This window comes from Hyphococcus sp. (assembly GCF_041986965.1).
GTDB lineage: Bacteria > Pseudomonadota > Alphaproteobacteria > Caulobacterales > Parvularculaceae > Hyphococcus.
This window is the reverse complement of record NZ_JBHIXB010000003.1, coordinates 382,788-402,797: the sequence shown is the minus strand read 5'-3', so window position 1 is coordinate 402,797 and position 20,010 is coordinate 382,788. Positions and strand designations below refer to the sequence as shown.

At 60.8% G+C, this 20,010-nt stretch carries 22 protein-coding genes; 9 read left to right on the top strand and 13 right to left on the bottom strand.

The window, feature by feature from the left end:
* The first annotated feature begins 40 nt into the window (after positions 1–40).
* Positions 41–1,336 carry a lipopolysaccharide biosynthesis protein gene (locus ACFC5L_RS15655; protein ID WP_375203444.1) on the top strand — a complete coding sequence of 432 codons (1,296 nt, stop codon included), beginning with the start codon at positions 41–43 and terminating at the stop codon, positions 1,334–1,336.
* 29 nt (positions 1,337–1,365) lie between these two features.
* Here the strand turns inward: ACFC5L_RS15655 and ACFC5L_RS15650 are convergent, their stop codons facing one another.
* The 6 genes from ACFC5L_RS15650 to purD are packed head-to-tail and all read right to left on the bottom strand — an operon-like array spanning position 1,366 to position 6,175.
* Positions 1,366–1,872 (bottom strand): GNAT family N-acetyltransferase, encoded by a 507-nt coding sequence (locus ACFC5L_RS15650; RefSeq protein WP_375203445.1) that lies wholly within the window; start codon positions 1,870–1,872, stop codon positions 1,366–1,368.
* A gap of 40 nt (positions 1,873–1,912) precedes the next feature.
* On the bottom strand, positions 1,913–2,599 hold the full coding sequence (locus ACFC5L_RS15645) for a hypothetical protein (protein WP_375203446.1): 687 nt from the start codon (positions 2,597–2,599) through the stop codon (positions 1,913–1,915).
* Between the two features lie 29 nt (positions 2,600–2,628).
* On the bottom strand, positions 2,629–3,693 hold the full coding sequence (locus ACFC5L_RS15640) for a phosphotransferase family protein (protein ID WP_375203447.1): 1,065 nt from the start codon (positions 3,691–3,693) through the stop codon (positions 2,629–2,631).
* A gap of 30 nt (positions 3,694–3,723) precedes the next feature.
* Positions 3,724–4,002: a TMEM165/GDT1 family protein gene (locus ACFC5L_RS15635; RefSeq protein ID WP_375203448.1), complete on the bottom strand. Its 279-nt coding sequence runs from the start codon at positions 4,000–4,002 to the stop codon at positions 3,724–3,726.
* Positions 3,999–4,886, bottom strand: coding sequence for an alpha/beta fold hydrolase (locus ACFC5L_RS15630; RefSeq protein WP_375203768.1), 888 nt, complete (start codon positions 4,884–4,886; stop codon positions 3,999–4,001). Before ACFC5L_RS15630 ends, ACFC5L_RS15635 begins: the two co-directional genes overlap by 4 nt.
* Positions 4,886–6,175: a phosphoribosylamine--glycine ligase gene (gene purD, locus ACFC5L_RS15625; protein ID WP_375203449.1), complete on the bottom strand. Its 1,290-nt coding sequence runs from the start codon at positions 6,173–6,175 to the stop codon at positions 4,886–4,888. The genes ACFC5L_RS15630 and purD overlap by 1 nt, the downstream gene beginning before the upstream one ends.
* A 98-nt stretch (positions 6,176–6,273) precedes the next feature.
* On the opposite strand from purD, the gene ACFC5L_RS15620 reads away from it, so the two are divergent.
* Complete coding sequence (locus ACFC5L_RS15620) at positions 6,274–7,728, top strand: hypothetical protein (RefSeq protein ID WP_375203450.1); 1,455 nt, start codon at positions 6,274–6,276, stop codon at positions 7,726–7,728.
* A 79-nt stretch (positions 7,729–7,807) separates the two neighbouring features.
* Positions 7,808–8,014 carry a hypothetical protein gene (locus ACFC5L_RS15615; RefSeq protein ID WP_375203451.1) on the top strand — a complete coding sequence of 69 codons (207 nt, stop codon included), beginning with the start codon at positions 7,808–7,810 and terminating at the stop codon, positions 8,012–8,014.
* Here the strand turns inward: ACFC5L_RS15615 and ACFC5L_RS15610 are convergent, their stop codons facing one another.
* The 3 genes from ACFC5L_RS15610 to ACFC5L_RS15600 all read right to left on the bottom strand — a co-directional run bounded on the left by ACFC5L_RS15610 (position 8,015) and on the right by ACFC5L_RS15600 (position 11,623).
* On the bottom strand, positions 8,015–8,479 hold the full coding sequence (locus ACFC5L_RS15610) for a hypothetical protein (protein ID WP_375203452.1): 465 nt from the start codon (positions 8,477–8,479) through the stop codon (positions 8,015–8,017).
* Positions 8,480–8,493: 14 nt separating this feature from the next.
* Positions 8,494–9,741: a sulfite oxidase gene (locus ACFC5L_RS15605; RefSeq protein WP_375203453.1), complete on the bottom strand. Its 1,248-nt coding sequence runs from the start codon at positions 9,739–9,741 to the stop codon at positions 8,494–8,496.
* Positions 9,742–9,826: 85 nt separating this feature from the next.
* A complete protein-coding gene (locus ACFC5L_RS15600; protein WP_375203454.1) occupies positions 9,827–11,623 on the bottom strand; it encodes a tetratricopeptide repeat protein in 1,797 nt (598 codons plus the stop codon).
* A gap of 298 nt (positions 11,624–11,921) precedes the next feature.
* Here ACFC5L_RS15600 and xseA point away from each other — a divergent pair, with 298 nt between their 5' ends.
* The 6 genes from xseA to ACFC5L_RS15570 all read left to right on the top strand — a co-directional run bounded on the left by xseA (position 11,922) and on the right by ACFC5L_RS15570 (position 15,963).
* Positions 11,922–13,367: an exodeoxyribonuclease VII large subunit gene (gene xseA / locus ACFC5L_RS15595; protein ID WP_375203455.1), complete on the top strand. Its 1,446-nt coding sequence runs from the start codon at positions 11,922–11,924 to the stop codon at positions 13,365–13,367.
* An 87-nt stretch (positions 13,368–13,454) separates the two neighbouring features.
* Positions 13,455–13,676, top strand: a complete 222-nt coding sequence (locus tag ACFC5L_RS15590) for a DUF2093 domain-containing protein (RefSeq protein ID WP_375210775.1) — start codon at positions 13,455–13,457, stop codon at positions 13,674–13,676.
* Complete coding sequence (locus ACFC5L_RS15585) at positions 13,673–14,665, top strand: M23 family metallopeptidase (protein WP_375203457.1); 993 nt, start codon at positions 13,673–13,675, stop codon at positions 14,663–14,665. Before ACFC5L_RS15590 ends, ACFC5L_RS15585 begins: the two co-directional genes overlap by 4 nt.
* Before the next feature lie 78 nt (positions 14,666–14,743).
* Positions 14,744–14,956 carry a (2Fe-2S)-binding protein gene (locus tag ACFC5L_RS15580; protein WP_375203458.1) on the top strand — a complete coding sequence of 71 codons (213 nt, stop codon included), beginning with the start codon at positions 14,744–14,746 and terminating at the stop codon, positions 14,954–14,956.
* Positions 14,957–15,139: 183 nt separating this feature from the next.
* Positions 15,140–15,619 (top strand): bacterioferritin, encoded by a 480-nt coding sequence (gene bfr / locus ACFC5L_RS15575; RefSeq protein ID WP_375203459.1) that lies wholly within the window; start codon positions 15,140–15,142, stop codon positions 15,617–15,619.
* Positions 15,619–15,963 (top strand): Kazal-type serine protease inhibitor family protein, encoded by a 345-nt coding sequence (locus tag ACFC5L_RS15570; protein WP_375203460.1) that lies wholly within the window; start codon positions 15,619–15,621, stop codon positions 15,961–15,963. The genes bfr and ACFC5L_RS15570 overlap by 1 nt, the downstream gene beginning before the upstream one ends.
* Here the strand turns inward: ACFC5L_RS15570 and ACFC5L_RS15565 are convergent, their stop codons facing one another.
* The 4 genes from ACFC5L_RS15565 to ACFC5L_RS15550 are packed head-to-tail and all read right to left on the bottom strand — an operon-like array spanning position 15,964 to position 19,909.
* A complete protein-coding gene (locus ACFC5L_RS15565; protein WP_375203461.1) occupies positions 15,964–16,896 on the bottom strand; it encodes a lysophospholipid acyltransferase family protein in 933 nt (310 codons plus the stop codon).
* Positions 16,897–16,910: 14 nt separating this feature from the next.
* Entirely contained in the window at positions 16,911–17,888 is a 978-nt protein-coding gene (gene lpxK, locus ACFC5L_RS15560; RefSeq protein WP_375203462.1) for a tetraacyldisaccharide 4'-kinase, read from the bottom strand.
* A complete protein-coding gene (locus ACFC5L_RS15555; RefSeq protein ID WP_375203463.1) occupies positions 17,888–19,189 on the bottom strand; it encodes a 3-deoxy-D-manno-octulosonic acid transferase in 1,302 nt (433 codons plus the stop codon). Before ACFC5L_RS15555 ends, lpxK begins: the two co-directional genes overlap by 1 nt.
* Before the next feature lie 9 nt (positions 19,190–19,198).
* The gene (locus tag ACFC5L_RS15550) at positions 19,199–19,909 is read right to left on the bottom strand and encodes a lysophospholipid acyltransferase family protein (RefSeq protein ID WP_375203464.1); all 711 of its coding nucleotides are present in this window, start codon (positions 19,907–19,909) and stop codon (positions 19,199–19,201) included.
* Positions 19,910–20,010: the final 101 nt, after the last annotated feature.

Sequence of the window (20,010 nt, the reverse complement as noted above, 5' to 3'; positions counted from 1 at the left end):
ACAGCCGCTATCTCAGGGGGCTTTGAAGTCAGGGAGAGGTATGACGCCCAGCGGAACGAAAAAACAGGCTGGGCCCGTGGCGCGGATCATGGCGAACGCCGGCAAGCTGCTTTCGGGCAAGGCCGCGGGCGGCGTGTTGAGCCTCGCCTATCTCGCCATCGCCGCGCGCGGGCTCGGGCCGGAAGGGATGGGCGCGCTCGTCCTCGCCCATGCCTACGCCACCGTCATCGCCGGCGTCGCCCGCTTTCAGTCCTGGCAGGCGGTGATCCGGTTTGGCGCGCCTATGGTTCGCGACGGCGATGAAGCGCGGCTGAAAGATCTCCTGCGCTACACAATCCGCCTCGATCTCATCAGTGGCGTCGCTTCAGTGATCATCGCCCTGGCGCTCGCGCCGCTCGCCGCGCGCGTTTTTGGATGGTCGGATGACATTCGCGGGCTCATCACTGTTTATTGTTTCGCGACGCCGTTTCTCATCGCTGCGACGCCGACCGGCGTTCTGCGCCTTTACGACAAGTTCAAGCTGCTCGGCTGGCAATTGACTCTGATGCCGTTGATCCGGTTTGTCGGCGCCATCATTTTATGGCTGACAGAGGCGAGCGTCGGCGCTTTTCTGATCGTCTGGATCGCCAGCGTCTTCGTGCATGGGAGCAGTCTCTGGTTTCTCGGCTGGCGTGAGCTTGAAAAGAAAAAGCTGACACCGGCAATTCTGGGAAAGGCGGCGCGCGACGCGGACAAGGCGTGGCTGCCCTTCATGATCAAGACGAACCTGTCGAGCTCCATCGATCTCATGCACAACAATGTGCCGTTGTTGATTGTGGGCGGCGTCCTCGGCCCGGCGGCGGCGGCGTTGTTCCGCATCGCTTACAATCTCGCCAATGTGCTCGCGCAGCCGATCACCATGTTCAACCATGCGAGCTTTCCGGAGCTGTCGAAGATCGAGGCGGAAGAGGGCCGCCACAAAATGGCGAAGGTGGCGTTCCAGTCGATCGGCACGGCGATCCTCATCGCGGCGCCGATTGTGTTTCTTTATTTCCTGTTGCGCCGCCAGCTTGCAGTCGGGATTGGCGGGGAAGAGTTTCTTGCTGCGGCGCCGCTGATCGCGTTGATGGCCTTTGCGCAGCTCTTTCAGATCGCCTCGCTTGGGCTTGAGTCTGCGGTGCTTGCGCGCGGGCGCGCGGGCTGGGCGCTCTCGGGGCAGGTCGCGGCCGCCGTCGCGCATCTCGGTTTTTTATTTCTGATGTTGACCGCCATCGGCGTCATCGCCGCGCCGCTGGCGATCATGACGGGGTGGGCTGTGTTGATTGCGGTGTTGTTGTTGGCGCTATTGCGGCGATAAGGGCTGCGTTTGCGTGTTGCGACGCCTGGCTACATGGAAGCGGGTAGTTTGAAGACGTCTCTCTCCACCCCATCGGGAAATTTCTGACGGGCGATAACTTGACCGCCGAGCTTCCGGGCGAGGTTTCTGGCGGCTTCATTTTCATCATTCATGTGCGTTTCAACTTGCGTCCATTGCAAGTCTTCATAGGCATAGGCGATGACGGCCCGCGAGGCTTCCAGCGCATAGCCTTTGCGGCGCGCAGACGGGATGATCCACCAGGTGAGTTCCGGACGCGGCCACCCCTCCGGCCAGACAAGTCCGGCGCCGCCAACCATCTCGTCAGATGTTTTTTCCTCGATCGACCACATGCCATAGCCGCGCAACTGCCAGTGCCCGAGATCGGCGGCGAGTTTTCTGAACGCCAGATGCGCGGGCAACGGTCCGCCATAAGCGGCGGAGGCGTCAGCATCGGCGTAAAAATCGCGATAGACAGGAAAATCCGTATTCACCGGCGCACGCAGGGTTAGCCGTTCAGTTTGAAGGATTGGTATCAATGCAGTTCGCTTTCTATCCAAGCCGTAGCCTCTCAGGGGGCTAGCTAATCATGAGATAAATTTCGTCATCTATGCGCCACCCTGTGTTTTGTTTTGTGGCGACAACACAAAGCCAACCTGCGCAGAGCGGCCCGCAGAAATATGTCCGAGCGCCGACGGCGAGGGTTCTATCGGAATTGAATCCAAATCTCGAAATGCTGTGGACCGTCCGCGCCGGAAGTTCCTTTTCGAATTTAGGAGGGGGAATTTCCGAAGCATTTCCTTTTCGTTGCGCTTCGATATACTCACCTATCACTTTCACTCGCTCATCACGAAGCCGGTCATAGTAAGCGCCCGCATCGAGTGTTGGGGACACTTCTTCTATTCGTTCTTTGCTGACAAGCGTGACGCATTTGTTGTTAATTCGTTGAGCTTCAATCGGAAAAGAGTTTTCATTTACGGAAAAGAAGTTCTCAATTGCTTCTTCCGGTATGCTGATAATTTTTCCCCTGTCGGGGCGCATCCACTGCGTCATAGACGGTTCGACTTTCCATAGGCGGTCTGATCGCTTTACCGGAAAGGTGATCGATTCTATCAGGTCTAATTCATCCTTTGCTCGGCAGGGGAGATCTTTCCAGATTACATTGAAGATTTCGTATTCATCATCGCTGATATTGTTGCTTTGCGGCATCGTCGAACAGGCGCTAACTGCTAGCCCGCCGAGAATAAAATTCCGTCTGTCAAGCATCTTCTCGACCCCCTCTAAAGAGTTGACGCCTAAGCCCCCGCCTTCTGCGCAAAGCTCCACGCCAGCACGGCGAGGGGTTTGACATTCTCGCCCATCTGTTTTGCGGCGGGCGATGAGGCGTTGCCTTGCAGCGAGCGCGCGTAAACGCCCTGAATGATCGAGGCGAGGCGGAACATATTATAGGCGAGACAGAAATCGACATCCGGGACGCCGTCGCGGCCTGTCCGTTTCGAATAGCGCTCGACCGCTTCATCGACCGTCGGGATGCCGAGCGCTTCAAGGTCGGCGCCGAGCAATCCGCCGCGTACGCTCGCCGGCATGTGCCAGACCATCAGGAGATAAGTGAAATCGGCGAGGGGATGGCCGAGGGTCGACAATTCCCAGTCGAGAATGGCGAGCGTTTTCGGTTCGGTCGGGTGCATGATGGCGTTATCGAACCGGTAATCGCCATGCACGATGGAGGTCGCGTCATCGGACGGGATCGCGGTCGGCAGCCACTTTATGAGATTATCCATCTCTTCAATGGTTCCGGTTTCCGCCGCTGCATATTGCTTCGACCAGCGGCCGATCTGGCGCTCGAAATAATTGCCGGGTTTGCCGTAATCGTTGAGGCCGATTTTCTGAAAATCGATGTTGTGCAGGTCCGCGAGCGTGTCAATCAGCGCGTGATAAAGCGGCTTGCGCTTTTCCTTTTCAACTTCCGGCAGGCTCGCATCCCAGAAAATGCGCCCGTCGACAAAATCCATAATGAAAAACGCGGTGCCGACGACGCTTTCGTCTTCACAGAGCGCGTAGGTTTTCGGCACGGGAAAGTTTTCTGTGCCGAGCGCGGTCATCACCCGGTATTCGCGGTCGACCGCATGAGCGGAAGGAAGGAGCTTGCCCGGCGGTTTGCGGCGTAAGACGTATTTTTTCGCGGGCGTCGTCAGCAAATAAGTGGGATTGGACTGGCCGCCCTTGAATTTCTTGACCGTCAGCGGGCCTGTATAGCCGTCGACATGATCTCGCATATAGGCGTCGAGCGCAGCTTCATCGAATTTAAGATGCTCAGGCGTATCGGCGAATCCGGTGAAGTCATCAGCGGCGCTGTTCATAATTTATCCTTTGGGCGTTTCCTTGAGTTTTTATGCGGCCCGGAAATGATCGAGCATCATGAGCCCGCCGATGATAACAAATCCTGCGCCTGCGATAAGCTTCAATGGCAGCGTGGAGAACCATTTGTCGGCCGCCGCGCCGGCGAGCACGGCCAGTCCTGTCGAGGCGACGAGCGCAAGGGCCGCCGCCGCAAAGACCATCGGTTTCGATTTTCCGCCATCGCTCGCAAACAGGACCGTTGCAAGCTGGGTCTTGTCGCCAAGCTCGGCGAGGAAAACAGTGACGAAAATCGACAGAAAGGCGGTCATGCGGAAATGGTCCTTAGCTTGCGGTGGAAGTCGAAGAAGGCGGTGAGGACGCGCTCCGGCGCTTCCGTCTGGGGATAATGGCCGATGTCCTCGAACAGAACCGCGTCGGCGTTTGGGATCTCTTCTTTGTAGTAATGATAAAGATGCTCGCCGGAAACCGGGTCCGCGCCGCCATCGATCAGCCGCAACGGGATCGTTGCGTCTTTGAGCGCCCCGACCCAGCGTGAGCGCATCACCTTGCGTTCAGGGATATATTGCAAAAGCTTGTGAAAGACCCGCTGGCCCCTGTTTTCCCTCATCAGAGACCAGTGGCCGTCGATCTCCTCATCGGAGGCTTTGGTGTCAGGTCCGAAAATCTGATCGAAGTTTGTGCGCAGCTTGTCGCGCGTCAGCATCATGCCAATCAGGCCGCCGATTGGCGACAGGCCCAGTTTTTGAATGGGCCGCGCGCGATGCTGTTCCGGAAACAGGCCGCCATTGAGGAAGACGATCGATTTGAGCGAAAAGCTCAGTGTGCGGTCATTATGGCGCGCCAGCAATTCCTGTCCCACGCTGTCGCCATAGTCATGCGCCAGAAGATGCGCCTCGCCGACGCCGAGACGCTCCAGAAGCGCTTCCTGCAAATCCGCCTGATCAAGCAGGGAATAGCGGATATTCGCCGGCTTGTCGGATAGGCCGAAGCCAAGCATGTCGAGGGCGGCGAGATTGAAATGCTTTTCGAGCGCTAGCCATGTCGCCGACCAGTCCCAGGACGAGGTGGGAAATCCATGAATGAGCAGCAGCCATGGTTTTTGCGGGTCGGGGAGGTCGGGCGCCCAATAGACAATGCGATGTCCCGCGCAGATGAAGTCGCGCGCCGCCTTGCGCCACTCTTCAAGCGCGATCACCTGGCGCGCTCCGCATCGTCACGTTCAAGGGCGCGCCAGCCAATATCCTTGCGGTAAAACCCGCCCGGCCAGTCGATGGCGTCAACACCCGCATAGGCTCTCTCAACGGCCTCGCGAATATCCTCGCCCGTGGCGGTGACGTTCAGGACGCGCCCGCCATTGGAGAGGAGCCCGCCGTTTTCTTCTTTCGTGCCTGCATGAAAGACGACAACGCCGGGAAGCGCGTTGGCCGCTTCGACGCCTTTAATCTCGGAGCCTTTTTTATAGGCCCCGGGATAGCCATCGGCGGCCATGACGACGAGGGCGGCGGCGTCATCGGACCAGTCAAGGCTCACGCCCTTTAATCCGCCGGTCGCCGCCTTGTAAAGCGCGGGCAGGAGATCACTTTTTAAACGCCGCATCAGGATCTGGCATTCGGGATCGCCGAACCGCGCATTGAATTCCACAAGGCGGGGCTTTTCATCCTCGATCATCAGGCCGGCGTAAAGAACGCCCACATAGGGTGTCCCGCGGCTTTTCATTTCCGCAATGACCGGTTCGATGAGCTCTTTCATCGTCCGCTCACGAACTTTATCGGTGAACACCGGCGCCGGGGAATAGGCGCCCATGCCGCCGGTGTTCGGGCCCTTGTCACCGTCATAGGCGCGCTTGTGATCTTGCGCGTCGATCAAGGGCAAAATGTTTTCGCCGTCGGTGATCGCGAAAAAGCTTGCCTCCTCGCCACGCATGAACTCCTCGATGACGATCGCCTCACTCGCCTCGCCGAAGCGTCCGCTGAGCATTTCCTCGACAGCGGCGTCGGCGTCTTTCAGGCTTTCAGCGATGACGACGCCCTTACCCGCGGCGAGGCCGTCTGCCTTGATCACATAAGGCGCCGTTTGCTCGCGCAGGAAGGCTTTGGCGGGCTCAATGTCCGTGAACCGGCCATAGGCCGCTGTCGGCGCGCCGGCCGCGCTCGCCACGTCTTTCATGAAGCTTTTGGAGGATTCGAGCTGCGCAGCGGCCCTGGAGGGGCCGAAACACGGGACCCCTTTCGCGGCCAGGAGATCGCCCAATCCGGCGGCCAGCGGCGCTTCCGGGCCGACGACAACGAGATCAATGGCGTTTTCGGCGGCGAAATCAGCAATCGCTTGCAATTCGCCGTCTCCGAAGGACAATTTTTCGCCAAGGTGATTGAGCCCCGCGCTCCCAGGCGCCAGATAGAGCTTTGACAATTCCGGGCTTTGCGCGATTTTCCAGCCCAGCGCATGCTCTCTGCCGCCGCCGCCAACCAACAGGACTTTCACTTGGCCGTTCTCCTTGCTTCGCATCGTGGCTTTAAGCGGCGGCATTCTCGCGATCAACGCTTTGACGATCAACGCCCCGGCATTCAACGCTTTTTCGCATGACCGAAGACCCGAAGACACAGGAAGCGGGAAAAAAACCGCCCCCGTTGGCGCTGTTGCGCTCGGGGCTGGTTGGCCTGCGCCGCGCCTGGGGAAAGTTTTACAGGCCATGGGGGCGAACGAGCGCGCGGTTTCTGGACTATCTCGGCGCCACGGACAAACGCCGCCGCCGCGCCTCTATCACCCTCGCCATCGCTATCAACCTTATCGTCCTGACGCTGTTGTCGACCTTCGCGAAGGTGCGGATCTGGATCCCCAATGCGCCGAGCGACTTCATCCAGGTGACGCTGGTGGAGCCGCTGCCGCTCGATCTCGATCTGCGCGATCCCGATCTTGAGCCGGCTCCGGAACCCGAACCGGAGCCTGAACCAGAGCCGGAGCCCGTGGAGGAGCCGGAACCCGAGCCGGCGCCGGAACCGATTGAAGAGCCCGAGCCGGAGCCTGAACCCGAGCCCGAACCGGAGCCTGAGCCGGAGCCCGAACCTGAGCCCGAACCGGAAATCATTGAGGCGTTCGAGCCGGAACCGGTTCCGGAGGCGCTGCCTGAGCTCAATCTCGATCTGGAGCCGCAATTCGCGCCGCCGGCTGAAGACCCGGAGCCCTTTATCCCCGACCCTGTGCCGTCGGCCCGCGATGAGATCATTGCGCCTGCGCCGGAAGATGAGCCGCTGCAGCCGGAGCCCGAGTCGGATCAGCCTCTGGTTGAGGTCGAACCCGAAGCCGAGCCCGTTGCTGGCCTTGATGAACTTGTCGGTGAGGAAGAGGGCGAGGGGCTCGACGACAGCGAGACCACGACGGAAGGCGAAGAAGCCGAACCCGAAGAGCCGGTGCTCGCCGAAACCGAGCCTGAAACGCCTGAGGAGGTGCTCGAAGAAGCGCCGGCCAATGACGACATGTTCGACGAGGAGCCGGTTTTTGGCCGGCGAACCTTCACCATGCCGCGCGTCGCGCTTCCCGGCATGGAGGCCGGCGAGCCTCTGCCCGAAGGGGCGGCGGCGATCCTGCCGGGCGATTCAGGCGTTGTCGCAATCTTCTGTCCCGAAGAGTTCGACGACGAAGACAAGCAGCAGGAATGCGCCGGCCGCAGGGAGATCCGCTCCGGCTGGCGTCCCGGCGCGAGCGGCGAAGACTGGAGCCGGGCGACGGAGCTGTTGAAGCGGGACCGGGAGCGCGGCGTTGCGGGGCCGACCGCCGGACCGACGGTCAGAACCCTGCGCCAACAGCGCGACTATGGCGAGATGGAAGCGCTCCAGGATTTCCGGCGGACACAGGACAGCGTCAACAATCTGCCGGACGCCGGCGACGACAACATGATGCGCGGCGTTGAAGGAAACCGGCCCGATATCGGCCCGCGCGCCTTTGAGCCGTCATGGACCCTGCGCGAGAATGGCGAGTACACCCAGAAAGAGCTCGATGAAATCCGCGAGCAGATTCGCGAAGAGGAAGACGAATAACGCTCGTAGAAACAATTTGTGATTGGCGAGGGGCCCTTCACCGCCTACATTTTTGCGAAAGTATTTTCTGGAGTTCTTAATGCTTGAAAAAATCGGGATCGCCGCCCTCGTTGTTCTGGTGGCGTCGGAGAGTTTCGCTTTTTCGGAGGCGATCCTGTGGGCGGCGTCTGCGGCCGCGCATCTCAGCACGGCGTTGCAGAACGGAACCTTCATTGTGGCGGGCCTTATCGGGCTCGCTTGCGGTTACTGGATTTTGCGTTCGGCGCTGGCGCATCGCGCCGACTGATCACTCGCTGAACTCCCGCGACAGGTAATCGAGAATGTCCGCGCGCGTTTCTGCGGGTAGCTCGGCCATGCCCTGTTTTTCCACCATCCAGTGCAGAAGGTAATCCCAGCCGTCGCGGGTTTGCCGCTGCTGCATCACGATCTGCAGGCTGTGGCAGGCGCTGCAATAGGCGGCGACGCTGTCAACGCCCGTGCTGCGCGGCAGGCCCCAATAATCGTCATTGGGATCGAATGTGGAAGCGGCGGCTGACGTGGCAAGATCCGCATAAGGATTAAGCGCGGCATAGGCGGGCGCATAATTGATCGCGATCGGCGCGGTCTCTTGTGGGTCTTCCGCTGCGGGGAGCTCTGCACTTGTTGAGTCATGAAGCGGTGACGCGGGCGCATTATCTTCATGGGCGAATAACCGCATCAACAAAAGAACGGCAAGCGCCATGGCGCCAAGCGTCACTGCGCGCGCGAGCATATTCCGGGCCGGCGTCATAGGGCGAAGACAGCAATGCGGTGCATGAGATTGTTGAGATAACCGCGCGGGTTCCAGCCCGGTTGCGTCGCCGGCTGCATCCGCCCCTCATCATCGCTCGCGCGCGCCCAGATTTCATAATAGCCGTGTTGCGGCAGGCTCAGTTCTGCGCGCCAATGCTGCCACGCATAGCGATTGACAGGACGGGTTAAGGTCGCGCGCGTCCAGGTGGCGCCGAAATCGATGGAGACATCCATGGCCGCCACCTCATTATCGCCGGCCCAGGCGTGGCCGCGCGCCTCGAAGATATCCCCGGCTGTTACGCGCACGCCGGTTTGCGGCGCTGTAATGATGGACTTCACCGGCATCGATTCAATAATTTTCATATCCGCGTCGGCGACTTCCGTGCCCGGCGCCACAGGGTTTTTCGGCACGCGGTAAGACTGGCCAGTCATTTTCTCGCCGTCATGCTCGCGGTCGCGCAGCGTGATGCGCGTCAGCCATTTCTGCGAACAAGAGCCCGGCCAGCCCGGCGCGATGAGCCGCAAGGGATGACCGTTAAGCAACGGGATGTCGGCGCCGTTCAAGGCGTGGGCGATGATGGTGTGCGGCTCCATCGCTTTTTCGACAGGAACGCCGCGGGAGATCGCGCGCTTTTCCGGATCGCCGGAAAGGTGAAGGTCGGCGCCGTAATGGCCGGTGTAAACGGCGGAGCGTTTTAACCCGGCGCGGTTAAGCACATCGCCCAACCGGACGCCGGTCCACTCGGCGCAGGAAACGGCGCCGAAGGTCCACTGATTGCCGCGCGCCGCCGGCGTCATGAATTTGCGGCCATTGCCGCCGCATTCGATCTGGAGCTGCAGCGTCACCTGCTGAAAGTCATTGCGAAGATCATCGAGAGACAGCGACAGCGGCCGTTCGACTTCCCCGTCGATGCTGAGCGTCCAGTTTGCGACCGCCTCATCGGTCAGCGATGGCGGCAGGCCGTTATTGCGCACAAACATATGCGCCGCCGACGTGATGTTTTCGTCGAGGAGATGCACGGGCGTTTCCGCGTTCAACGGCCGGTCGCCAAGGATCGTCAGGCCTTCCTTGCCGTCCAGCCCGTCCTGGGCGAGCGCCAGGGGAATGATTCCTTCCGGCAAGAACCTTGCGAACGGGACCGGCAGCCCTAGCGCGGCGGCGAAGGCCGCGGTTCCCGCGCCCTGGAACAGCGCGCGCCGCGAGAGGGTGCTGGCGTTAGAGGCGCCGGGCAGATCGCTCATAAAAAATCACTCCAAACTCCGGGCGGGAGTTTGGAGTGATCGCAGGGCGCGCGCGAGGGGCAAATGCGCGCGGACTGGTGAATTTTTACAGGTCGGCGACGCCGGGATAGGATTTCTTCCCGCCGATCCACGCGTCTTTGAAGAGCGCATTGGCGTATTTCGCCGCATTCTTGTCGCCTTGCGCTTTGTAGCTTTCCGCGAGGCCGTAAAGCACCCAGGCGTTGTTGGGGCTTTCGGTCAGCGTTTCGATGAAAAGCTGTTCGGCGCGTTCGGCCTGTCCGTCCTGAAGCAGGAATCCGGCGAGCGTTTGCGCTGACGGATAATACCACCAGGGCGGCTCCATATAAGGAATGTTTTCCTGGATCACGACGGCTTCTTCCATGGCTTCAATCGCGCTGGCGAGATCGTTCTGCGCCGCGCTGGCCCGGGCGATCACGGTGAGGCGTGCAATGTTGAGCACCTGCGGCGCCGGGACATTGCCGTTGACCAGCGGTGACAGGTCTGCATTGGCGACAATATCGCTGATCGCTTCGGCTTCTTTCATGGCGGCGTCTGCGTCACCCATTTTCGCATAGGCCTCGCCGCGGGCGTATCGCCATGCGCCTTGCAGGAATGGCATGGTGTCGCCCGGATCTTCCAGCGCCAGAATATCTTCCGGCGCGGCGAACTGCACCATGGCGTAGTAAGGCGCCGCCTTGATTGGCTGCACGAAGGGCGCCGCCGACGCCATTTCGATGGGCAGCTTTTCGTCGAGCTTCTTCGCCATGGCGAGCGCCGTGGCGTCATCGCCCGCCATCTGCGCAGATGTCAGCGCGAAATGAATATTGTGGGTGAAATACCCGTATTCATACATCACTGACGCGTCAGCGCTGTCGAGATAGGCTTCGTCAGCGGCGACCGCCTCGATGTTCTGCTCCAGCGATTCCTTGAACCGTCCGACCACGTAATAGGTGTGCGACGGCATGTGGATCAGGTGGCCAAGACCGGGCGCGAGGCCTGCGAGGCGTTTGGCGTGTGCGATGGCGCGATAGGGATCTCGCGAGGCTTCGGTCATGTGGATATAAAGGTGGATCGCCGCCGGATGATCGGGATTGCGCGCGAGCACGCCCTCGATCAGCGACACGGTGCGCGCCGTGCGGCCCTTCGGCGTCCGGCCGCCATCGGCCCAGTAATCCCAGGCTTGCGTGTCCATATTCGCTTCAGCGGCGAGCGCGGCGATGAAGTCGTCATCCGCATAGTCTTTCGCAACCTCGTCCATGGCGTCGGCGAAGGCGTTGTCGAGCTTCGACCGGTCGTCGGGCTGGACTTCGGAATAGCGATAGCCGAGCGCGTTGATGAGCGCCTGTTCTTTCGCCGTCGCCTTTGAACGCAGCGACATGGCTTTGTTCAGCGCCTCCCATGCGGGCGTCACGGCTTCCTCGCCCATGGGCGCGTTGATATTGGGGCCGAGCGCGAAGGCTTCGCCCCAATAGCACATGGCGCATTCGGGATCGATTTCCTGCGCCCGTTTGAAAGCGTTGATCGCTTCGCCATGGTTGAAGTTGTAAGTGTAGGCGAGGCCCTGATCGAACCAGGCTTGCGCCTCCGGTTTCGATGTCGTCACCGGATAGGAAATGGCGCCAAGATTGGAGCGCAGCATTTGTGCGCCGTCTTTTACTTGCCCGCCCTCAGCAGCGTAAGCGCTCGCCGCTCTGACAAAGAAGGCGCGGCGCTTGGAAAGTTTGCCGTTTTCTTCGCCGCAGGCGGCGCGGGCAATCAGCAAAGGATGCAGGAAGGGCGCGCCGGCTGTTTCCTGTTCATCGGTAAAGTAGCGGCTTTTTACGCCAATGCCGCCAAGCGCGATGGCTGCGGCTGCGGCGCCGATCAAAAATTTCTTGTTCATGCTCTCTCTCCCCGTTTCGGGTTCTTCTCATGACGCCGGTCTGGGCGCGGTCTCGCTGCCTAGGGGACAGCAAGTTGTGACGATACTGACTTTGGTTAGGGCCCCAAAACCTGAAATTGGCGCCGAAAAGGACGCCGGGCTTTGAAACGCCTTCAAACGCCGGGCCCTGTTACTGACATACACTTTGAAGCACTGTGATCTGCAACACAGACAAGGCGCCGGGAAGAATTTTTTGCAGTGAGCTACGCGGCCGCGCCACCCTTATCCCGCCGCGAAAAACATGCTTTAACATGAAACCATGAGCGACAGAACTCCCGGCAATTTGCACGAATATACTGTTACAGAGCTATCCGGCGCGGTAAAGCGGACGATTGAGGACGCTTTCGGGCTGGTTCGCGTCAAAGGCGAGCTTGGCCGGTGCACCCGCGCCGCGTCGGGACACATGTATCTCGATCTCAAAGATGAAAAAGCTGTCATCTCCGGAGTGATGTGGAAAGGCAACGCCGCGCGGCTTTCCATCAATCCGGAACAGGGGATGGAGGTTGTGGCCACGGGCCGGATGAGCACTTTCCCCGGCCAGTCTCGCTATCAGCTGATTATCGATTCGCTCGAGCCTGCCGGCGTCGGCGCATTGATGGCGCTCTTTGAGGAGCGTAAGAAAAAACTCGCCGCCGAGGGTCTTTTTGCGCCGGAGCGCAAAAAGCCGTTTCCTTTTTTGCCGGAAGTGATTGGTGTCGTGACCTCGCCGTCAGGCGCGGTCATCCGCGATATTCTCCACCGTCTGCGCGAGCGCTTTCCCCGCCACGTCATTGTCTGGCCCACGCTGGTGCAGGGCAGGGGCGCAGAAGAAAAGATCGCCGAAGCGATCCGCGGCTTCAATGCCTTGTCTCCGGGCGGCGATGTTCCGCGTCCGGATGTTTTGATTGTAGCGCGCGGCGGCGGCTCGCTGGAGGATCTCTGGTGCTTCAATGAAGAAGTTGTCGCCCGCGCAGCGGCGGCGAGCGAGATACCTCTGATCTCTGCGGTGGGGCACGAAACCGACACAACCCTTATCGACTATGTCGCCGACCGGCGCGCGCCGACGCCGACTGCGGCGGCCGAATTCGCCGTGCCGGTGCGGTCCGAACTCCTGAGCGAAGTCCTGAACAAGGAGCGCCGGTTTACCGGCGCGGTGGAGCGCCTTTTTGAAACACGGCGCTCGGCCTTGTTGTCGGCTTCGCGCGGGCTCGGCCGGCCTGAAGATATTCTCGGCGCGGCGACGCAGCGGCTCGATCGCGCATCCGACGGATTGCGGTCGGGCTTGCGGGCGCGGCTCGACACGGCGCTGACTTCGCTTGCGCGGACAAGTGGGCGTCTGACGCCGAACCTGCTCGCCCATGGATTTGCAATGCGCGAAAACAAACTGGCGACGTACTGGTCACGCATCGCCGAGCGCACCGACCGGATTGTGGTTGACCGGCGGTCGCGTCTTGCCGCCTCGGCGCGGGTCCTCGCCGCCGTCTCCTATCAGAATGTGCTCGATCGGGGTTTTGCACTGGTGCGCGGAGCCGATGGCGGACTGATCCGCCGCGCGGAGGACGCCGTTCCCGGGGCGGCTGGCGAAATCCAGTTCGCTGACGGCGTGAGGGGCGTCCTTTTTGATGGCGAGGCCAGGAGCGCCGCTGACGTTACGAGCCCCAAAAAAACCGCAAAGAAATCAGATAAATCAGCCTCCAGGCCGCGCCAGCCCCGGCTTTTTGACTAATCCCCGCCCATGATCGCGCCTTTGACTAAGGGCGCGGCGGCGCGGTATTGATGACGAGGACAAGCGAGCCGAATTGTGAGCGGAACAGTGAACCCATTTGATTCCCATAGCGCCGATGATGAAGCCGTCATCGAATATGACGATGCGGAGTTTCATGTGGTGAAGCCCGGCGCTTTTGTGGTCTGCGCCGTCACCGGCGCGCGCATCCCCTTGCGCGCTTTGCGCTACTGGAATGTGGACAAGCAGGAGGCTTACGCCGACGCCGCTGCGGCGATGACCGGTTTTGGCCTCAAAGGAGCCGCCGAATGAAATCCCTGTTTGCTTTGTTTGCGATGACCATGGCGGCGCTTCCCGCCGCCGCGCAGGAAGAGTCGAAAGGGCTTCCCGAAAAGCCGTCGACGAAAATTTTCAATGTCGAAGAGGACGACGGCAAGGATGATCTCGCCCGCCGCGCCAATTTCGCCGAAGCCATGAACGATGTCGCCGAGCGCCAGAAAGTGTTTGCGGGAGAACCGGAGCATTTCTCGCTCGAGGGTTCTTTTGCGCAAGGCGGCATTCTCTTCGGGCAAACTGAAATCGGGGCGAGTGTGAAGCTCGACGGCGAAGACGTGATGGTCGACGATGACGGGCGTTTCCTTATCGGTTTCGGCCGCGACAGCGCGCTCACCTCGCTCGTGGTTGTGACGCTTCCGGACGGAACGGTGGAGCGCCGCTCCGTCGAAATTGAAGACCGTGATTTTCCGGTGCAGCGCATTGACGGCCTCGACCAGTCCAAGGTCTCGGGGTTTACCGAAGAACAGCTCGCCAAGATCGCCGCAGACAGCGCCCTTAAAAAAGCCGCTCGTACGGACACGCAGCGCCTCGCTGATTGGTCCCTCGGCTTTGACTGGCCGGTTACGGGGCGCATTTCCGGCGTCTTCGGCTCCCAGCGTATTTTGAATGGTGAGCCGAAGCGGCCTCACTCGGGGCTCGATATCGCCGCGCCGACCGGCACGCCTATCCGGGCGCCCGCGCCGGGCATCGTCCGGCTCGCGGAAGACGATATGTATTTCGAGGGCGGGCTCGTCCTCCTCGATCATGGCCACTGGCTTGAAAGCGCCTTCCTCCACATGTCCCGTATTGACGTGGAGCCGGGCCAGCGGGTGGAGAAGGGCGATATTATCGGCGCTGTGGGGGCGACCGGCCGGGTGACGGGGCCGCATCTCCACTGGTCCATGAAATGGGCCGGGCGGCTTGTGGATCCGCAGCTGACCCTGGATCCCATGACCCCGGTGACAGCCTCCTCCGGCGGCCAATAGGTTTACTCTTTGTTATTGACAATCATTCTTAACTGACCCATCTTTAATGGGCCGGGCAAGGAATCGCGCCGGCGGAGCATGGACCCGGCGAACCCGATGTATGTCTGTATCTGCAATGCGCTGAAAGACCGCCAGCTTGCGGCTGCAAGCCATGGCGCGCGCAATGTCGCCGAGGTCTTCCGCCGCTGTGGTCGCCGTCCGCAATGCGGCAAGTGCCTGCCTGACGTCGCCCAGCTGATCGAGACGGCGCGCGACGAGGATGAAGGCGCCGCGAAAATCGCCGCCGAATAAAGTTCCATTTCATCGCCACTATATTTCTGCGCGACTGATAGTCGCTTGCAAAGATTATCCTTGGACGCGCGGTCGCGTTCTTTATCCTGCGGGAAGATTCGAGTAGCCGCATTTTCTTAACGCGAACCGGCAACCGCTTCGCTTGAAAATGCGGGGTAGTGATTGAAAAGGAGAGAGCGCCCCATGAAAGGCGACCAAAAGGTTATCGACTATCTCAACAAGGCCCTGAAGCTCGAGCTGACGACGGTCAACCAGTATTTCCTGCATGCGCGCATGTTCAAGGATTGGGGTTTCGCACGCCTTGCGAAAGTCGAGTATGACGAATCCATCGATGAGATGAAGCATGCGGACGAGCTCATTGAGCGCATTCTTTTTCTCGAGGGCCTTCCGAATGTTCAGGATCTCGACAAGGTCTATATCGGCGAGAATGTGAAAGAGGCGCTGGAATGCGATCTCAAGGCCGAACAGCGCGCCCACCCGCTTTATAAAGAAGCGATCGCCTATTTCGAAAGCGTCAAGGATTATGTGAGCCGTGCGATTCTAGTGAAAATTCTGGAATCCGAGGAAGAGCATATCGACCATCTCGAAACCCAGCTTTCTCTGATCGACAAGGTCGGCGAGAAAAATTACCTCCAGTCGCAAATGCACGGAGATGACGACTGATGCGCATGATTGCGGGTCTTGTCTTTTTCTTGCTGGCCGCCTGCGCAAGCGCCGGACAGGGGGAAGAGGCGGGCCCGGGCCCCGAGCCAGAAATTGGTGAAACGGGCGGTCTTTGCGGCGGGATCGCCGGATTTCAATGCAGCGGCGAGGGCGAGTATTGCGCCATGGAGCTGGGCGCGTGCGAAAAGATCGCCGACGCTGCGGGCGTATGCAAAGCAAAACCGCAGATATGCACCATGGAATATCGCCCGGTCTGCGGCTGTGACGGCAGGACCTATTCGAATGGCTGTTCCGCCGCAGGCGCCGGCGTCAATGTCGCCTATGTCGGCATGTGCATGGACTGATCAATAAAGTTCTTTCGGCCAGCGCCGGTGGAACCACAGCCACTGGCCGGGATTTGCGCGAATTTGCGCTTCCAGCGCTTCATTGATCTTTATGGTCAACGCTTCCACATCCTCGGCGGTGTCGCCCGTCGGGGTGAAGTGCAACGGGTCATGCACCGTAAAGCGGAAATGCGCGCCTTTGAGGCGCTGAAGTTCGATCTGAATCAGAGGCGCATCATATTTGAGCGCCAGTCGCGCCGCCGCCGGCGCGGTCATGGCGGGAACCCCCATAAAGGGAACCGATATCCCGCTGTTCAATTTCTGATCCACCAGCATAGCCAGCGAACGGCCTTCTTTTAACGCGTCCACCAAAGCGCGCCCGCCGCGTTTTCCCTTCGGCACCTGGCGGCGCGACATGACCCGCCCGCGATGGTTGATTATATATTCATCAGTCAGCGGATTATTCGCCGCTCGGTAGACGAAGCTGTAATCCAGCCCCGCATGATGCAGGATCGAGGGAACAAGCTCCCAATTGGCGAAATGCGGTGCGAAGAGGATGGACGGTTTGTCGTTGGCGATAATGGCGTCGAGCTTTTCCTTGCCGACCATCTCGACGCGGCCATTGCTTTCGAATTCGCGCAGATAGGAAAGATGGGGAAACTCAGCGGCGGTGCGCGCCACATTCTCCCAGATGTCTTTGACGACGGCGTTGATCTCGGACTTCGTCCAGTCCGGATTGACGAGGGCGAGGCTACGCTCCGCCTTGCGTGAGACCGGGCGAATGAGGGGCCCCACATGGCGCATGAAATTGCCCGCGATCGCGGAGGCGAGGTCGACGCCGAGCAGTTTGAAAAAACCGGTCAGCGCGACAACGGCCGCAAGCTCGACCCGATGCAAGACCGTCACGGGCCGGTCCCGCCGCTCAGGCAGCGGTATTTCTTCTATGTCGCTCACGCTTTGCGCCATGGTCATTTCGCGCGCTCTCCCCGGCGGCCTTTGATAACGCTCATGAGGCGGCGCTTCAATCCGGGCGTGTCATCGACGCGCATGCGCACCGGCAGGATGAGGAGATCTTCGCGGAATTCGGCGGGGAGCTTCACCGCATCCTTTTCCGTGCAGATCAGCCGCGCTTTCTCGCGCTTTGCCTCACGGGTGAGAAAGCGGCGTTCCGCCGGGGTGAAACGGTGGTGATCCGGAAAACCGATCCGTTGAGCGAGGTCGTAGCCTGCCGTTTCGAGCGTCGTGAAAAATTTCTCCGGTCTGCCGATCCCGGCAAAGGCGATGACGCGTTCGGGCGCGGGCGCCACTGGCTCTAACCAGGCGCAGAAATCGGCCCCGTTTTTTTCTGGGCCCATGGCGACCGTCACCTGGGCGCGGGCTTTCGCCTCGGCGAGCGGTTCGCGAAACGGCCCCGCCGGGAAAAGCGCGGTCCCCGGCGTTTCGTTTTCGGCGCCGATCAACAGAACCGACAAATCCTTATAGAGGCTCGGATTTTGAAATCCGTCATCCATGATGACCGCTTCTGCGCCTTTGCGGGCGGCAAGCGCCGCCCCGGCGGGGCGGTCGCGGGAGACGATGGTCATGGCCTCTTTTGAGAGCAACAACGCCTCATCACCGACATCATCCGCATCATGACGGTCAGGGTCGACGAGAACCGGTCCCTGTTCCGCTCCGCCATAGCCGCGCGTCAGAAAAGCAGGAGTGACGCCTTCTTGTTTCAAGAGCTGCGCAACGAGAAGCGCGAAAGGCGTCTTGCCGGTTCCGCCCAGCGTCGCATTGCCGATGCAGATAACGGGAATGCTTGCATGCGCCGGTTTGGTCAGCGCGATGCGGGTTTTGTATCCGATCTGATAGAGAAAGGCCGCCGGCGTCAACGCCGCCCGGATGCTGCGACCGGCAAGCGTCTCGCTGCGCCAGAACCATGGCGAAGACCAGGATTTTGGCATCAGTGCGTGGTCTCGGCCGGCAGGACAGGTTCGATCTTGCCGCATACTTCGCTGAGGATGCGTTCTGCGCCGGCTTCGGCCGCCTCGCGCGCGGCTTCCGTCATGGCGGCGCGGGTTTTGGCGTCGGCGAAGAGGCGCGTCACCGCGGAGGCGATTTCGCGTTCATTGCGGGTCAGCGCGGCGCCGCCTGTGCGCCGCATTTCGCGATATGTCTCAACGAAATTGAAGACATAAGGGCCGTGGAGGATCGCCGCGCCAAGCCGCGCCGGCTCCAGCGGGTTATGGCCGCCTTTGTCAACGAGACTGCCGCCGACGAAACTTACGTCGCAAAGGCGATAGAAAAGACCAAGTTCGCCAAGCGTGTCGGCGATATAAACATCCGTATCCGGTGTAATCGGTTCTTCCGCAGATCGCCGCGCGCAGGTGAGGCCGTGGGTGGCGCAGAGTGCTGCGATTTCGGCGCCGCGGCCCGGATGGCGCGGCGTGACGATGGTGAGAAGGTCGGGGAAGTCGGCTTTGAGAAGCTTTGCGGCCTTCAACACCGGCTCTTCTTCACCCGGATGCGTGCTCGCCGCGAGCCAGCGCCGCCGCTCGCCGATTTGGTCTGTCAAAATCTCAAGCGCCGCCGCATCGCCGGGAAGGGCCGGCGCCGCATATTTCAGATTGCCATAGGTTTCGATGCTGCGGCCGGAGAGCGCCGACAGGCGGTCGGCGTTTTGCGGGTCCTGCGCAATGATGAGATCGAAGGAAGAGAGAATAAATTTGATCGCGTTGGGCTGGCGCTTCCAGTCCTCGAACGAACGGGGTGAGACGCGCCCATTGACGAGCCCCATAAACTTTGCGCGCCGTCTCGCCGCGAGAATGAGGTTCGGCCAGAATTCCGATTCCACAAACAAGGCGGCGTCAGGGCGCCAGTGGTCGAGAAACGTTTCCACATAATCGGGATGATCGAGCGGAATGAACTGGTGAAACGCGCCGTCGGGCAGGCGCTCCTTCATCAGCGCAGCAGATGTCACGGTGCCCGTGGTGACGAGGAAATTGTAGTCGGGCCGGTCGGCCTTGAGGCGCTGCACCAAGGGAATGACGGAGAGCGATTCACCGACGCTGGCGCCGTGGATCCAGACCAGCGGGCCTTCGGGGCGCGGGCGTCCGGCCTCGCCGCGGCGCTCGCCAATACGGGTCGCGTCTTCCTTGCCGGCTTTCAAGCGCTGTTTCAGCGCGAAGGACGCGACCGGCGCGCCGGCGCGGCTCACCGTGCGGTAGATTTTAAGGCCCAGGGGTTCGCGAAGCGGTCTCGTCATCCGGCGTTTCTAGTCTTCTTCTGTTTTTCGCCCCGCGAGCGCGTCGGCGTCACGGGTCACGGCAATCAGTGCGGCTTCGACTTCCATGCGGACCCGCTCCAGCGTTTCACCGCTCGCTTCCGCCGCCACGTGAATGGGCGCCCCCGCTACGTAATAGCCTTTCGAGAAGGGCGCGGCCAGCAGGAACCGGTCCCAGGTGGACAGGCGTTTGCCGCGGCTCACGGAATAGGCGGCTGGGATAATGGGCGCTCCGCTCATCTGGGCGAGGCGGATGACGCCGGGTTTCAGCTTTTCGCCGGGCCCGCGTGGTCCGTCCGGCGTGAAGCCGACAATCGCGTTCTTCTCGAGTGCGGCGACCATCTGGGCGATGGCGGAGGCGCCGCTTTTGTTCTTCCCCGGTTTTTTCGGATTGGCGGCGGAGCCGCGGATGAATTCGACGCCGAAGCGGGAGACGCCTTGCGCGATGATCTCCCCGTCGCGATGGGCGGAGATCAGCATGAAAACGCGGGCGTCGCTGTGGCGCCGGATCGCCGCGGCCATAAGGAGGCGGCCATGCCAGAAGGCGAGAATGACGCCCTTGCCGTCTTTGAGGGCCTCCTCCACATGCTCATAGCCCTCGAGCGTCCAGCGCGAGGTCGCATAGACGAACCCGATATAGGCGCCGATGAGCCATGACAGGGCGCGCATGGCGGGACGGCTTCTGAGCAGGCGCTTGAACATCCTTCCGGGGTTCCTCAATTTCCGCGCGGGGTCAATAGCTTGCCTGTCTTCAGCGCGTCCTCCTATTGCTTGCATGGGACGGCGGCGCTCGCGACAATGGC